Here is a 13,742-nt window from a genome sequence, read left to right on the forward strand (position 1 = left end):
GGATATTGGCGTATTATCCCGTGTCATTACGGTTTAATCCGCTAATGCGTCAGTCAACAGTACGAATAGGCCTCCCATGAGCGATCTGGATCGTTATCTCAACGCTGCCACCCGCGACAACACGCGGCGTAGCTATCGCGCAGCGATCGAGCATTTCGAAGTGAGCTGGGGCGGGTTCCTGCCGGCGACCAGCGACAGCGTGGCGCGGTATCTGGTCGCCCATGCCGGTGTGCTGGCGGTCAACACGCTGAAGTCGCGGCTCTCGGCACTGGCGCAATGGCATACGAGCCAGGGGTTTCCTGACCCAACCAAGGCGTCCGTGGTGCGCAAGGTGCTCAAGGGCATTCGTGCAGTGCACCCGGCGCGGGAGAAGCAAGCCGAACCGTTGCAGCTCAAGCATCTGGAGCTAGTGGTTGCTTCTCTTGACGCTGAAGCGATAGAAGCGGCGCAAACACAGAACCGGCCCCGATTGCTGCGTGCCAAGCGTGATACCGCATTGATCCTGCTGGGATTCTGGCGTGGCTTTCGCAGCGACGAGTTGTGTCGTCTCTCTATCGAGCATGTGCAAGCGATGCCCGGTGCAGGGATCAGCCTGTACCTACCCCGCAGCAAAAGCGACCGCGACAATCTCGGCAAGACCTATCACACCCCGGCACTGTTGCGCCTGTGCCCGGTGCAGGCCTATAGCGAGTGGCTCAGTGCCTCGGCTTTGGTACGTGGCCCGGTGTTTCGCGGGATTGATCGCTGGGGCAACCTGGGGGAGGAGGGCTTGCACCCCAACAGTGTGATCCCGCTGCTGCGCCAGGCGCTGGAGCGTGCCGGCATTCCCGCCGAGCACTACACCAGCCACTCGCTGCGCCGGGGCTTTGCCACCTGGGCTCATCGCAGCGGCTGGGATTTGAAGTCGTTGATGAGTTACGTCGGCTGGAGCGACATGAAATCCGCCATGCGCTATGTTGAAGCGACGCCCTTTCTCGGCATGAGCCTGGCGAGCCAGCCGCTGCTTTGAGATTTCTTCTATTAATACAGTCACCTGATAGGGAAAACCAATCGTCAGCATCAGGTTTGCCAATGAGCCATCGGCGTAGAGAGTGGGTAGGATTCACCTCATCAACTTACTAAGCCCTTCTACAAACCTGACGGAGAGTCAACGATGCCTATCATCAACAGCCAAGTAAAACCGTTCAAAGCTACCGCCTACAAAAACGGCAACTTCGTAGATGTGTCCGACGCTGACCTGAAAGGCAAGTGGTCTGTTGTGTTCTTCTACCCAGCCGACTTCACCTTCGTTTGCCCAACCGAGCTGGAAGACCTGGCTGACAACTACGCCGAATTCCAGAAACTGGGCGTCGAAATCTACAGCGTTTCCACCGACACCCACTTTGCCCATGCGGCCTGGCACAACACTTCGCCAGCCATTGGCAAGATCCAGTACACCATGATCGGCGACCCAACCCTGACCATCTCCCGCAACTTCGACGTACTGATCGAAGAAGCTGGCCTGGCAGACCGCGGTACGTTCGTGATCAACCCGGAAGGTCAGATCAAGATCGTTGAACTGAACGACGGTGGCGTTGGCCGTGATGCTTCCGAGCTGCTGCGCAAAATCAAGGCCGCTCAGTACGTTGCTGCCCACCCAGGCGAAGTGTGCCCAGCCAAGTGGAAAGAAGGCGAGGCCACCCTGGCTCCGTCCCTGGACCTGGTCGGCAAGATCTAAGTCTGTGAAGTCTCAAGGGCGGGAATCCGCACTTAAGTAAGCTGCATCCGCCCTCAAAACGCCCGGGCGAGGTTCGCTCGGGCGTTTTTTTGTCTGCAATAAACCGAATGAACAGGAAATCGCCCGTATGTTGGACGCCAATCTTAAAGCTCAGTTGAAGTCATACCTGGAACGGGTCACCCAGCCGATCGAGATCGTCGCCTCCCTCGACGACGGCGCGAAATCCCAGGAAATGCTTGCCCTTTTGCAGGACGTGGTCAGCCTTACGACGCTGATTACCCTGAAGACTGATGGCAACGATGCGCGCAAGCCTTCGTTCTCCATCAACCGCCCGGGTGCCGATATCAGCCTGCGTTTCGCCGGCATCCCCATGGGCCATGAATTCACTTCGCTGGTGCTGGCCCTGCTGCAAGTGGGTGGCCACCCGTCGAAGGCCAGTGTCGAAGTGATTGAACAGATCCGCGCCCTCAAAGGCGAGTTCAGCTTCGAGACTTACTTCTCGCTGTCCTGCCAGAACTGCCCGGATGTGGTCCAGGCGTTGAATCTGATGGCCGTGCTCAACCCGAACATCCGCCACGTCGCCATCGACGGTGCACTGTTTCAGGCTGAGGTTGACGAGCGCCAGGTTATGGCGGTGCCCAGCGTGTACCTCAATGGTGTGAACTTCGGTCAGGGCCGCATGGGCCTGGAAGAGATTCTTGCCAAGCTCGACACCAGCGGCATCGAAAAAGCCGCCGAGAAAATCAGCGCCAAAGACGCCTTCGATGTGCTCGTCGTCGGCGGCGGCCCAGCCGGTTCGTCGGCTGCGATCTACGCGGCACGCAAAGGTATTCGCACCGGCGTCGCCGCCGAGCGTTTCGGCGGGCAAGTGCTGGACACCATGTCCATCGAGAACTTTATCTCGGTACAGGAAACCGAGGGGCCGAAACTGGCCAGCGCCCTGGAAGCCCACGTGCGTCAGTACGATGTGGACATCATGAACCTGCAGCGCGCCAGTGCCTTGATCCCGGCGAAAAACGCCGGTGACCTGCACGAAATTCGCTTCGAAAGCGGTGCGACCCTCAAGTCCAAGACCGTGATCCTGGCGACCGGCGCTCGCTGGAGAGAAATGGGTGTGCCGGGCGAGCAGGAATACAAGGCCAAGGGCGTGTGCTTCTGCCCGCACTGTGACGGTCCGTTGTTCAAGGGCAAGCGTGTGGCGGTGATCGGCGGGGGTAACTCCGGCGTGGAAGCCGCGATCGACCTGGCTGGTATCGTCAGCCACGTAACTTTGCTCGAGTTCGACAGCAAGTTGCGCGCCGACGCTGTGTTGCAGCGCAAGCTCTACAGCCTGCCGAACGTCGACGTGATCACCAGCGCGCTGACCAGCGAAGTCAAAGGCGATGGCCAGAAAGTCACCGGCCTGGCGTACAAGGACCGCGACAGCGGCGAGTTCAAGACCATCGACCTGGAAGGGATCTTTGTCCAGATCGGCTTGTTGCCCAACACCGACTGGCTCAAAGGCACCGTGGAACTGACGCCGCGTGGCGAGATCATCGTCGATGCGCGTGGCGAGACGTCACTGCCGGGTGTATTTGCTGCCGGTGACGTCACGACTGTGCCCTACAAGCAGATCGTGATTGCGGTGGGCGAGGGTGCCAAGGCTTCCCTGAGTGCGTTCGACCACCTGATTCGAACTTCCGCCCCGGCGTAAGGACGGCCGCGCAAATGAAAAACCCCATGAGCGATCATGGGGTTTTTTCGTTACAGCGGCGCGGGCTGGATAATTTCGACCCAGTACGCATCCGGGTCCTTGATGAACGCCAGACTCTTCATGCGGCCATCGCTCAGGCGCTTCTGGAAATCGCAGCCCAGGGCTTCGAAGCGCTCGCAGGCGGCGACGATATCCGGCACCGAGATGCAGATATGGCCGAAACCACGCGGATCGGTATTGCCGTTGTGATAGGCGAAGTCGGCGTCGTTTTCGGTGCCGTGGTTGTGGGTCAGTTCCAGGATGCCTGGAATCGACTTCATCCACTGGGTGCGCTCGGCAGCATCGGCCGGGATCTGGGATTTATCGACCAGGGCGAGGAAGTACAGGCTGAACTCGGCTTCCGGGAAGTCGCGTTTTTCAACCAGGGAAAAGCCCAGGACGCGAGTGTAGAAGTCCAGCGACTTGGTAATGTCCTTGACCCGCAGCATGGTGTGGTTGAACACGAAGTTGGCGGTGGCGGTATCAGGTTGGGCAGTGACGCCCGGGAAGGTGTTCAGTTCGTGCAGGCTCATGGGCCCTCCAGAAAAAATGGGGCAAACGCGGCTCTGAAATGTGAGCGGTTCCTTGGCTTGCGGCTGGCATCCGTGCAGCCGGGCCATGATACGCAAGGCTCGGCCCGGTCGCCATATGAAAAAGCCACGCAGGCCTTGCGGCCTGTGGGTGCCGGGGCTCAAACTTTGGTCCTTGGACCTTGGGTGTTTTTCGTAATGACCGAATTTCGTAAACCGTTGTTGAGCATGCTGTGCTTGTGGTTGGGCAGTTCCTGCGTAGTAGCCGCTGAGCCCGAAATTCATTGGCCTAGCGGGTGGCAGGTTGAAGAAGTGATGGCGGATGACCAGGCGCCTGCCAAGCCCCAGGCAGTGTCGCGGCAGCGGGCAATCAAGAATGATGAAAACGGTACGACCCTGATGGTCATGGAGTTGACCGGGACGCCGATTGAAGTTGGTCATAAGGTTAATCTTCAAGGCGTACTGCTGGAGATGCGCAAATCCATCCAGAAGGATTTCGCCCAGGGTGGTTATCAAAGCGTGTGCAGCAAGATGCACCCTACAACATTGAGCCGTCTTGACGCGTTGGAAACTACTTGCGTGATAACCGAGAACGGGCGGCACGTGCTCTCGCAAACATTGGTGGGCGCGGTTGATACCGATAAGGCGTATGTTTTTTCATACGCAGGTCAGGCCGAGGCGTACGAAGCAAGCAAGGAAGAAGTCAGTTCGGTGCGCGACAGCCTGAAACTTTAAGTGCGTGAGGCCTGTCGATTTTGAACAAAGTGAAATGTTATTTAAGTTCGATTTCGAACCGATAAAATAAAAAAGCCCCGCGTCAGCGGGGCTCTTTATAAGTGCAGTACGATCAGCCGCGAAGCCAGGAATCTACAGTGGCAGCGCCGTACTGTTCTTTCCAGGCCTTGAGGCCACGGTGGTTACCGCCTTTGGTTTCGATCAGTTCACCGGTGTGCGGGTTCTGGTAAACCTTGACCACACGCGCACGGCGCTGTTTAGGTGCGGCGGCAACAGCGCTGGACTTGCCCAGGTTTGGATCAAGGATGGAAATGATGTCGCGCAGGCCTTTGCCATAGCTCTTCATCAGGGCTTGAAGCTTTTCTTCGAATTCGATTTCTTTCTTCAGGCCAGCATCGTTCTTCAGGGATTCCAGCTGGGCAAGCTGCTCTTGAAGGGCTTTTTCTGCTGCGCGAAATTCGGCGAGTCTGGACAAAATCTGTACTCCAATAGTGTAGTTGGCTGATATCAACTGCAGACAAAGCTATAAGCCAAGCGCTTTAAGGCGACCCAGGAAAGAAGTCATCCCGCGAGTTCTGCACAGGCAGGAAAAATTGTAGTAGTTAATGCGTCACGAGTAAATCATGTCTTTTCTCTAGACCCAACTATTTCAGTGCAGGTAGTGCATGGCTATTCAATGACGCGCCAGCGATTTAATAAATTCATCACAGGGTAAAGGTTTTCCAAACAGGTAACCTTGCAGGAAGTCCACCCCTTGAGCGGCCAGATATTCACACTGTTCGCGCGTTTCCACACCTTCTGCAACGATGCCCAAGTCGAGCTTGCCCGACAGCGCTATGATGCTGTCCAGAATATGCCCCGATAGTGCATCTGCACCGATCATGGCGACAAAACTCTGGTCGATCTTCAAGTAGTCCACATTGAAGTTGCGTAAATACCCGAGGCTGGAATGACCGGTGCCGAAATCATCAATGGCAATCATCACTCCCAATTGATGCAACGCGTCGAACAAGCGGCGGGCAATGTCGGTGGGTTCGATCAGCTCGCGCTCGGTCAGCTCCAGCACCAGGGTCACCTGGCCCACGGGAAAGGCGGCGAGAAACTCGCGGCAGTCCTCCACCAGTGCCAGGTCCTGGCAGTGGCGTGCGGTGATATTCACACCAATATGGAATCCGGGGCTGAAACGCGTGGCATGAGGCGCCAGTTGCGCGGCGGTCTGGCGCAGGAGGGCACGAGTCATCGGCACGATCAGGCCCGAATGCTCGGCGAGGGGGATAAACAGATCGGGTCGCACCAGCCCTTCCTTGGGGTGTTGCCAACGCATCAGTACTTCGCAGCCTGCCCATTCACGGGTATCGCCGCGCACCACGGGCTGGAAGTACGGAATGAATTCGTTGGCGCCCAAGGCCCGTCGCAGTTCATGGGTAGGGGCCGAAGAACGCTTTTGCAGCCAATGCGCAAGCACTCCCGCCGCCACGCCAAAAAACACCAGCAGGCTGAACAATGCCGGGTATCGTGCCTGCATGTAGCGCCAGACTTCGCCAGCCGGCATGCCCGCGTCGACGCTGTAGTGATAACGCGCGGATACAAGATGATGGTGGGCCACGGCAAATACCGGAACCGCTGTGTCATGCACTTTTCCATCGGCCCCCAGCCAATGGGTCCCCACTTGCAGCACCAGGTCGGCGTAGGGGCTGATCAGCCGCAGGGCGTTGGTCAGGTGGTAGCCGTCGATCGACGCAAAAGCGGCCTTGTCGCCCTCGACCAGCCGGTACACCAGCAGAGCGGTATCCGGCGTCACCGGGTTGCCATTCATTAGCCATAACTTGCCGTCCACGTAATCATCCGGGTTGACCGGTGACGCGTATTGGTCGCCAAACAGCGAGCTGCAATAGATGTTTCTCTGCCAGGACAAGGTGGTTGCCCGCACGAACGGGCGGCGTGTGACCTGTTCACGCAAGGCCAGCTGTGCGGCGTTATCACACGGCTGTCCTGCCAACGGCAGCAATGCCTGGGCGGCGAGCGCGGTGTTATCGAGCATCAAGTCGAATTGGCGTACGGCTTCCTGTGCGGTCTGGGCGGTGCTTTGTTCAAGGGTACGTTCGGCTTGCCAATGGAGGATCACCACGCCCAATGCAAGCGGCACCATGGCGCAGAACACGCTGATCAGGTTGCGGGTGGCACGGCTGCGCGGGCCTTTGACGGTCAAGGGCATGGGATGTAAGCCTGTTACGAGAGATGAGAGAGGCGCCGGCACGGCAGGTCGGACTTGTCTCGATGATAGTTGCAGTCGCCGCAATAAGCTCGGGATACCTAGCCGTTCGGTCAGTAGGCAGCCTTGCGCACGTTACTTATGATCAAAACGTCGGTTTTTCTAAGGTGGACGCATCATGAAAAGCAAAAGGCGGACAGCGGCGTTTCTCACATTCATGGGTATCATCGTCGGGCCTGCCATGGCAGCAGACGGCATCATCACCCTCAGTGGCGATATTGTTGGCAGCACGTGCCCGATTACCGGGGGGACCGGATCAGGGCCGGGCACCGGGGCGAGCTTTCCGGTAGCGCTGGACAAAGTGCAGGCCTCCGCGTTGAAGGCGGTCGGTGATACGGCCGGCAGCAAGCCCTTTTTCATCTACGTGGGCGGTACGGCATCCCCTTGTGCGGCGTCTTCGGTGGCGGTGTTGTTCGAGAGCACCAGCCCCGGGGTCAACCCGCTGACGGGGAATCTGCTCAACACGGCCGCCTCCGGCGCGGCGAATGTGGAGGTGCAAATCATCGATGGGGCCGTGAACCGGCCCATCGACCTGCGGCTGGGGACGACATCCACCCCCGCAATTCCGGACGATGGCATTGCAACGTTGCCATTTGCGGCGCGGTACATCGCTACTGGCGCGGCCGGTAATGGGCCAGTCCAGGCGGCGGTGCAGTACTCCGTGACCTTTCCCTGAGCGAGCCGGGAACAGGAGTGCGCAGCCATGGGGTGTTTGACAAAGGCCCGGCGCTGCCTGGGATTTCTGCTGGCCGCACTGTTGCCCGGCGCACCGGTGACGGTCGATGCCGGCGTGATTATCAACGGAACGCGCCATATCTACCCTGAGCGCCAGGCTGAGATCACCATCCAATTGACCAACGAAGACGCCGCAGCACCGCGCCTGGTCCAAGCGTGGCTCGAACCCGGTGATCGGCGGGTCGGTCCGGAAGACAGCAACGTGCCGTTCAGCCTTTCGCCGCCGGTGTTCCGTATCGACGCGGGCAAGGGCCACGCCATGCGCCTGGTGTATTCCCGAGAGCTATTGCCCAAAGACCGCGAAACACTGTTCTGGCTCAATGTGCTGGAGGTACCGCCAAGGTTTCACTCATCGGCTCCGCTGGACGACGAGCAAGGCAATCAACTGCGGTTTGCGTTCCGCATCCGCACCAAAGTGTTCTTCCGTCCTGACCAGCTGCCGGGAAAGCCCGATGACGCTCCGGGGCAATTACGTTGGTCGCTCTACAAGACGGCGACGGGACAGGGGCTGGAGGTGCATAATCCGTCGGCCTTTCATGTCACGTTCCAAGAGGTTGCGCTGGCCTTGGGGCCACGGGCCGATGCTCGCCTCTTGCGCAGCGACACCGGGATGGTTGCGCCGGGCGATACCTTGCGCCTGGCGGTCCACGAAGCCGCCCCGCACATTCCGGCCGATGCCCAGGTGCATTTCCAATACATCAACGACTATGGCGCGTTCTCACCGCCGCAGCGTGCTGCGCTGAGGCTTTGACCGTGAACAGGCAGTCGATGCTTGCCGGGCTGATCAGTGCAGCATTGACGTCGATTGAACATGCGACAGCCGCGGAGCCGGTGTTTGACCTGCAAGCCTTTTCCAGCGAGGGCGCGGCCGTCGATGTGTCTCGGTTCAGTCGCTACGACCTGATGAGCCCTGGCACTCATCTTATGGAGATCATTGTCAACGGCCAGCCCATGGGCCGCCGTGAAGTAACGTTCATGACCACTGACGCACAAGCCGATGCTGTGCCCTGTGTCGACCATGACTTGCTGCTGCAACTTGGTGTCGCACCGGAGCGCATCGGCACGCTGCGCACGGCTTCCGAGTGTCCCGCGCTGGCGGATTGGCTGCCTGCGGCGACAAGCCGTGTAGACGCCGCCGCGCTGGAGTGGACGGTGAGCCTGCCCCAGGTGTACGTCAGACAACTCCCCCGTGGCTTTATCGACCCGTCTTACTGGGATGAAGGCATCAACGCCGGCCTGCTCAATTACACCTTCAGCACTACCCGCATGATGGCGGGCGCGGGCACCGACCGTGCTTATCTGGGCCTGAATGCGGGCCTCAACCTCGGCCGCTGGCGCCTGCGGCACCAAGGCGCGCAGACCTGGGATTCGGCGACCGGCCAGCCGCCCTATCAAAACACCTCGACCTTTGCGCAACGCAGCCTCCCGGTATGGCAGGCGCAGTTGCGAGTCGGCGACAGTTTCAGCAGCGGGCAGATCCTGGAAGGCGTACGCGTACGGGGCGTGACCCTGGCCAGCGATGAGCGGATGCTGGCCCCGTCCCGTCAAGGTTATGCGCCCCTGGTGCGTGGCGTGGCAGAAGGCAATGCCACCGTTACCATTCGCCAGAATGGCTACACGCTCTACGAGACGACGGTGGCGCCAGGTCCGTTCGAGATCAATGACCTGCCAGCCACCGGGTATGGCGGTGACTTGACCGTCAGCGTGACCGAGGTGGATGGGCGGCGGAACACGTTCACGGTGCCGTACTCCGCAACACCGCTGTTATTGCGCAGCGGGGCTCGCCACTATCAGGTGAGCCTGGGCCAGGTGAACCAGCTCGGCGTGTCCGCAGGCATGCCAGCGATGGTGCAGGGCACGCTTGCCCACGGTGTGGCGGACGGGTTGACGGTGTACGGTGGCGGCACCGGCACCCAGGGCTATCACCAGGGCAAATTGGGCGTCGCGGCAAGCACTGCGTTGGGCGTATGGTCCCTGGATGCCACCGGCTCCCGCACACGGCTGGACGGGCAGGGCAACCGCTCGGGGCACAGCCTGGGCCTGGGTTATTACAAAAGCGTGCCGACCTCCGGTACTCACTTCGCACTGGGCATGTACCGTTACTCCACGCCGGGGTATTTCAGTTTGTACGATGCCTTGAGCGCACAGGAAGGCCTGAGAAAAGGCTATGGCGCGGAGCGATTGGCCAGGCAGAAAAGCCGCATCGATCTGAATGTCAGCCAGCAATTGGGCGGCGGAACGTTAACTCTGTCCGGCAGTTCCACCGCCTATTGGCGGCGGCAGCAGGGGCGCCAGACCACCTTTTCAGTGAGCTACGGGGCTACCTGGAAACGCCTGGGCTGGAATGTCTCGATGCAGCGTTCACGTGTCGAAGACACTCGCCTGCGCGACGAGCAGCGGCGCAGCCCGAGGGAACACAGCGACGCGCTCTTCTTTGGTGATGTTGGCCAGCGCGGGCGGCTGGATAACCGCATCACCCTGACCTTGTCGATGCCGGTGGGTGCGGGACTGCGCGCCCCCACATTGACCAGCACCCAGCATTGGGACCGTGGCGACCGGCGCGGTAGCCAACAGCAACTGGGTCTCAATGGTCTGCTGGGGGAGGATGCCAGCGCTCATTATGGCGTTTGGGCCAACCGTAGCGCAGCAGCAGGTTCACGGGCCAGCGCAGTGAATGCTTACACCGGCTATCGCGGTGAGGCAGTGGCGATGCGCCTGGGTTATGGCCAATCCAACCAGGGTGCGCAACTGGCATTCAGCGCAGATGGCGCGCTGGTCGCTCATTCCGACGGATTGATCCTGTCCCAGAGCCTGGGCGAATCCGCCGCCCTGGTACACGCCCCAAACGCGCAGGGGGCAGCACTCAACAACGGCCACGCGCGTATCGGCGCGGGTGGTTATGCGGTGGCGCCCAACCTGCAAGCATTCCGGCGCAATGTGGTGACGCTTGATCCCAATGGCATGCCCGTGGACGTCGAGCTGCTGGAGTCCAGCCAAAGTGTCGTGCCCACCCTGGGCGCATTGACGCTGTTGCGCTTCAAGGTCGCCAGCGGTCGCGCCGTGATCGTCAAGGCGCGCCGGGACAACGGCAAGCCCTTGCCGTTTGCCGCGCAGGTGTTCGATGAACAAGGGCGCGAAGTCGGGGTAGTGGGGCAGGCGAGCAAGGCATTTGTCAGGGGTATCAGCGACAGCGGCCGGCTGACTGTGCGTTGGAGCGCTGCGGCGGATGGACGTTGCGTCATTGTCTACCAATTGCCGTCCAGACCTTCCGCCGAGCGCCAGCGCAGCGCGCAGGTGTGGGAAGGTCGATGCGTGGCCATCCCATGAAGCGCCTTGCCGCCTGTGTCCTGGCGCTGCTGTTGACGGCACTGACATTACCCGTGGCCCGGGCGGGTGGCGACTGCGATGCCGCCGCCCCGACACTGATCAACGTGCCCGCCATCGACCCGCTGCCCGTTAACCCCAGTCCAGGGCAAGTATTGGGCAACCCGGATGGCTATACGTTCGACGTCCCCAACGCGATGGTTTGCCGATATGACGATGTATTCAGTGAGTATTGGAGCTACATATCCCTGAGCAGTGACCTGAGCTTCACAGGGAGCTTTTATTTTCATTATGGGGTGCGGATGCCGATTTACCGGACCGGCGTCGCGGGGGTCGGGATGGGTATGATTGCCGAAGATCGCGACAACAGGTCACCCCAGGCGGTCAGTACCGGTATCAACGTTTTGCATCCACCCATATACCCGGGGATACCGAGCTGGGGCTTGCGGGGGCGGTTGTTTTTCTTTGTCACCGGTCCTATCCAGGGCGGCCTTATTGCCTCCCGCCCGATCGCCCGCTTCGCCGTGCGCTCGGCGACGGGCGAGCACATGATCACCCTGGGCAGCACGTTGATCGGGCCGCCGCGCAAACCGACGTGTTCCGTCTCGACACCCAGCCTGGCAATGCGCCTGGGGACGGTGTCGGCGCGTGATTTCAGTGGCATCGGCAGCACCGCAGGGGCCGTCACCGAGACCATCGTGTTGCAATGTGCCGGCGGTACCGGTGCCAGCCTCGATGTGCTGGTGACCCTGACCGACCAGACCGCGCCAGCCAACCGTAGCAATCGCCTGTCTCTTACCAGCGATTCGAATGCTCGGGGCGTGGCCCTGCAGTTGCTGCACCAGGACCGGCTGCTGAGCTACGGCCCCGACTCCAGCGCAATCGGCACGCCCAACCAGTGGCTGGCGGGCACCACCGATAATGGCACCTTTACCATTCCACTCACGGCACGCTACGTGCAAACGGCCGCACGCATCCAGTCCGGAACGGCCAATGGGCAGGCGACGTTCACCCTGAGTTATCGATGAGTACGGGCTTGCTCTGCTGGAAGGCGGCGTGTTTCAGCATGTTGTGGGCTACCATCGCCAGTGGTGACGTGGTGTTGGACCGTACACGCATCATCTACCCCATGGGTAGCCGTGAAGTGAGCCTGCAACTGACCAATCAAGCCGACAGCCCGAGGCTGGTCCAGGCTTGGATCGATAAGGGTGACGCGCAGTTGCCACCGGAATACAGCGATGTGCCCTTCACCCTCACGCCGCCGATCAAACGCATTGACGCGGGCAAAGGTGCAGCGTTGCGTATTGTCTACCAGCCAAGCGAAGCTCCTGTGCCGGTTGCCGACCAGGAAGCCCTGTACTGGCTCAACGTGCTGAGTGTTCGACCCTCTGCCACCGACGCCACGGGCGGCAATACCTTGCAATGGGCGATTCGGACGCGGATCAAACTGTTCCTGCGACCGCTGGCGCTTGCCAACGGCGCAGCGGATGCCGCGAGCGGATTGGCCTGGCGCCTGGTCGGCGGGCAGCGAACCGTTGTGCAAGTGCGCAACCCCAGCGCGTTTCACGTGACGCTGGCGTCGGTGGTACTGGTTGTCGAAGGCGTCGAATACCCCCATCACAACCCACCCATGGTTGCCCCACGGTCCGCCACTCACCTGTCCTTCGACACGGTCCTGAAGGCGCCATCCGGTGCGGCCAGCCTGCGATTCAGTACCGTGGATGACAACGGCGCGCTGCGCCATCATCGCCAGTCGCTATAGCGGTGAGACATGCCCATAGTCCAGGCCCTGCGCCACGCGTATGAACGCCAGGGTCGCAGGGGACGCCTGGCGGCGATCCAGTACTGCCAGGCCGATCGAACGGGTAATGGCCGGTGCCAGTGGGCGCGCCACATAACGCGGATCTGGCGTAACCGGCAGGGAACCCTGGGCCACCACGCTGAGGCCATCGCCACGGCTTACCGCTTCCAGCGTGCTGAGCAGTTGCGCGCAACGATAACGCACCTTCGGCGTCAGCCGGGCGCTGGCGAACAGGCGTGAGACCAGCTCCGACGAGCCGGCCTCGGTCAGGATGAAGGTCGTCTCGCACAGGTCTTCAAGGCGCAGGGCAGGGTGTTCGGCCAGGGGATGGTTGGCCGGCAACAGCGCAACCATCTGATCGGTGAACAACGCGAAGGTGTCGAACCGCTCCTGCTCCAGCACCACGAAGCCCACGTCGATGCGCCGCTCATCCAGCCATTGGATGACCTGGCGGTCCGGGCCTTCATCGACATGCACCTCAATGTCAGGGTAGGCCTGGCGAAACGGTTGCAGGATCTGCGGCAACAGCCGATTGGACGACGTTGGCCCGAAGGAGCCGATACGCAGCGTGCCGCGCTTCAAGCCCCGGGCATCGGCGGCCTCCTGCTCCAGGGTGTTGGCCAGGCCGAGCATGGCGCGGGCGCGCAACAGCAATTGTTCGCCGATGTCGGTCAACGCCACATGGGCTTGATGCCGACGGAACAACTCCACCCCCAGTTCCTGCTCCAGACCCTTGATGGCATGGGACACCGCCGATTGGCTGATACCCAGGCGGTTGGCGGCATGGGTAAAGCCTTGCAGCTCAGCGACCAGGGAGAAAATTTCCAGTTGGGTCAGGGTCATGAGTGTTTACTCATTTTACGATGATCAGGTATTGGGCAAACACTAGGCTAACC

General features: G+C 60.7%; 13 protein-coding genes. 9 read left to right on the plus strand and 4 right to left on the minus strand.

Features of this window, described 5'->3' with window-relative positions:
• Positions 1 to 76: 76 nt before the first annotated feature.
• The 3 genes from M2497_RS15735 to ahpF all read left to right on the plus strand — a co-directional run bounded on the left by M2497_RS15735 (position 77) and on the right by ahpF (position 3,410).
• Positions 77 to 1,009, plus strand: a complete 933-nt coding sequence (locus M2497_RS15735; RefSeq protein ID WP_248481445.1) for a site-specific integrase — start codon at positions 77 to 79, stop codon at positions 1,007 to 1,009.
• 144 nt (positions 1,010 to 1,153) lie between these two features.
• Complete coding sequence (gene ahpC, locus M2497_RS15740; RefSeq protein WP_010210361.1) at positions 1,154 to 1,717, plus strand: alkyl hydroperoxide reductase subunit C; 564 nt, start codon at positions 1,154 to 1,156, stop codon at positions 1,715 to 1,717.
• 127 nt (positions 1,718 to 1,844) lie between these two features.
• Complete coding sequence (gene ahpF / locus M2497_RS15745; protein ID WP_248481447.1) at positions 1,845 to 3,410, plus strand: alkyl hydroperoxide reductase subunit F; 1,566 nt, start codon at positions 1,845 to 1,847, stop codon at positions 3,408 to 3,410.
• A 50-nt stretch (positions 3,411 to 3,460) separates the two neighbouring features.
• Here ahpF and gloA read toward each other — a convergent pair whose 3' ends face one another.
• The gene (gene gloA, locus M2497_RS15750) at positions 3,461 to 3,982 is read right to left on the minus strand and encodes a lactoylglutathione lyase (RefSeq protein WP_012724171.1); all 522 of its coding nucleotides are present in this window, start codon (positions 3,980 to 3,982) and stop codon (positions 3,461 to 3,463) included.
• A 195-nt stretch (positions 3,983 to 4,177) separates the two neighbouring features.
• On the opposite strand from gloA, the gene M2497_RS15755 reads away from it, so the two are divergent.
• Positions 4,178 to 4,714, plus strand: a complete 537-nt coding sequence (locus M2497_RS15755) for a DUF4946 domain-containing protein (RefSeq protein WP_248481449.1) — start codon at positions 4,178 to 4,180, stop codon at positions 4,712 to 4,714.
• Between the two features lie 112 nt (positions 4,715 to 4,826).
• Here M2497_RS15755 and M2497_RS15760 read toward each other — a convergent pair whose 3' ends face one another.
• Positions 4,827 to 5,189 carry a histone-like nucleoid-structuring protein, MvaT/MvaU family gene (locus M2497_RS15760; protein ID WP_248481451.1) on the minus strand — a complete coding sequence of 121 codons (363 nt, stop codon included), beginning with the start codon at positions 5,187 to 5,189 and terminating at the stop codon, positions 4,827 to 4,829.
• Positions 5,190 to 5,387: 198 nt separating this feature from the next.
• Positions 5,388 to 6,929, minus strand: coding sequence for an EAL domain-containing protein (locus tag M2497_RS15765; protein ID WP_248481454.1), 1,542 nt, complete (start codon positions 6,927 to 6,929; stop codon positions 5,388 to 5,390).
• A 175-nt stretch (positions 6,930 to 7,104) separates the two neighbouring features.
• Here M2497_RS15765 and M2497_RS15770 point away from each other — a divergent pair, with 175 nt between their 5' ends.
• From M2497_RS15770 to M2497_RS15790, 5 genes are read left to right on the plus strand one after another with little or no spacing between them, the layout of a single operon-like run.
• On the plus strand, positions 7,105 to 7,662 hold the full coding sequence (locus tag M2497_RS15770; protein ID WP_248481456.1) for a fimbrial protein: 558 nt from the start codon (positions 7,105 to 7,107) through the stop codon (positions 7,660 to 7,662).
• 27 nt (positions 7,663 to 7,689) lie between these two features.
• Positions 7,690 to 8,472 (plus strand): molecular chaperone, encoded by a 783-nt coding sequence (locus M2497_RS15775; RefSeq protein WP_248481458.1) that lies wholly within the window; start codon positions 7,690 to 7,692, stop codon positions 8,470 to 8,472.
• A 2-nt stretch (positions 8,473 to 8,474) separates the two neighbouring features.
• Positions 8,475 to 11,048: a fimbria/pilus outer membrane usher protein gene (locus M2497_RS15780; protein ID WP_248481460.1), complete on the plus strand. Its 2,574-nt coding sequence runs from the start codon at positions 8,475 to 8,477 to the stop codon at positions 11,046 to 11,048.
• Positions 11,045 to 12,073 (plus strand): fimbrial protein, encoded by a 1,029-nt coding sequence (locus M2497_RS15785; protein WP_248481463.1) that lies wholly within the window; start codon positions 11,045 to 11,047, stop codon positions 12,071 to 12,073. Before M2497_RS15780 ends, M2497_RS15785 begins: the two co-directional genes overlap by 4 nt.
• Complete coding sequence (locus M2497_RS15790) at positions 12,070 to 12,807, plus strand: molecular chaperone (protein WP_248481464.1); 738 nt, start codon at positions 12,070 to 12,072, stop codon at positions 12,805 to 12,807. The genes M2497_RS15785 and M2497_RS15790 overlap by 4 nt, the downstream gene beginning before the upstream one ends.
• On the opposite strand, the gene M2497_RS15795 is transcribed toward M2497_RS15790, so the two are convergent.
• Positions 12,802 to 13,689, minus strand: coding sequence for a LysR family transcriptional regulator (locus M2497_RS15795; RefSeq protein ID WP_248481465.1), 888 nt, complete (start codon positions 13,687 to 13,689; stop codon positions 12,802 to 12,804). The two genes, M2497_RS15790 and M2497_RS15795, sit on opposite strands and share 6 nt — an antisense overlap.
• Positions 13,690 to 13,742 lie beyond the last annotated feature (53 nt).

This window comes from Pseudomonas sp. CYM-20-01 (assembly GCF_023169845.1).
GTDB classification, from domain to species: Bacteria; Pseudomonadota; Gammaproteobacteria; order Pseudomonadales; family Pseudomonadaceae; genus Aquipseudomonas; species Aquipseudomonas azotoformans.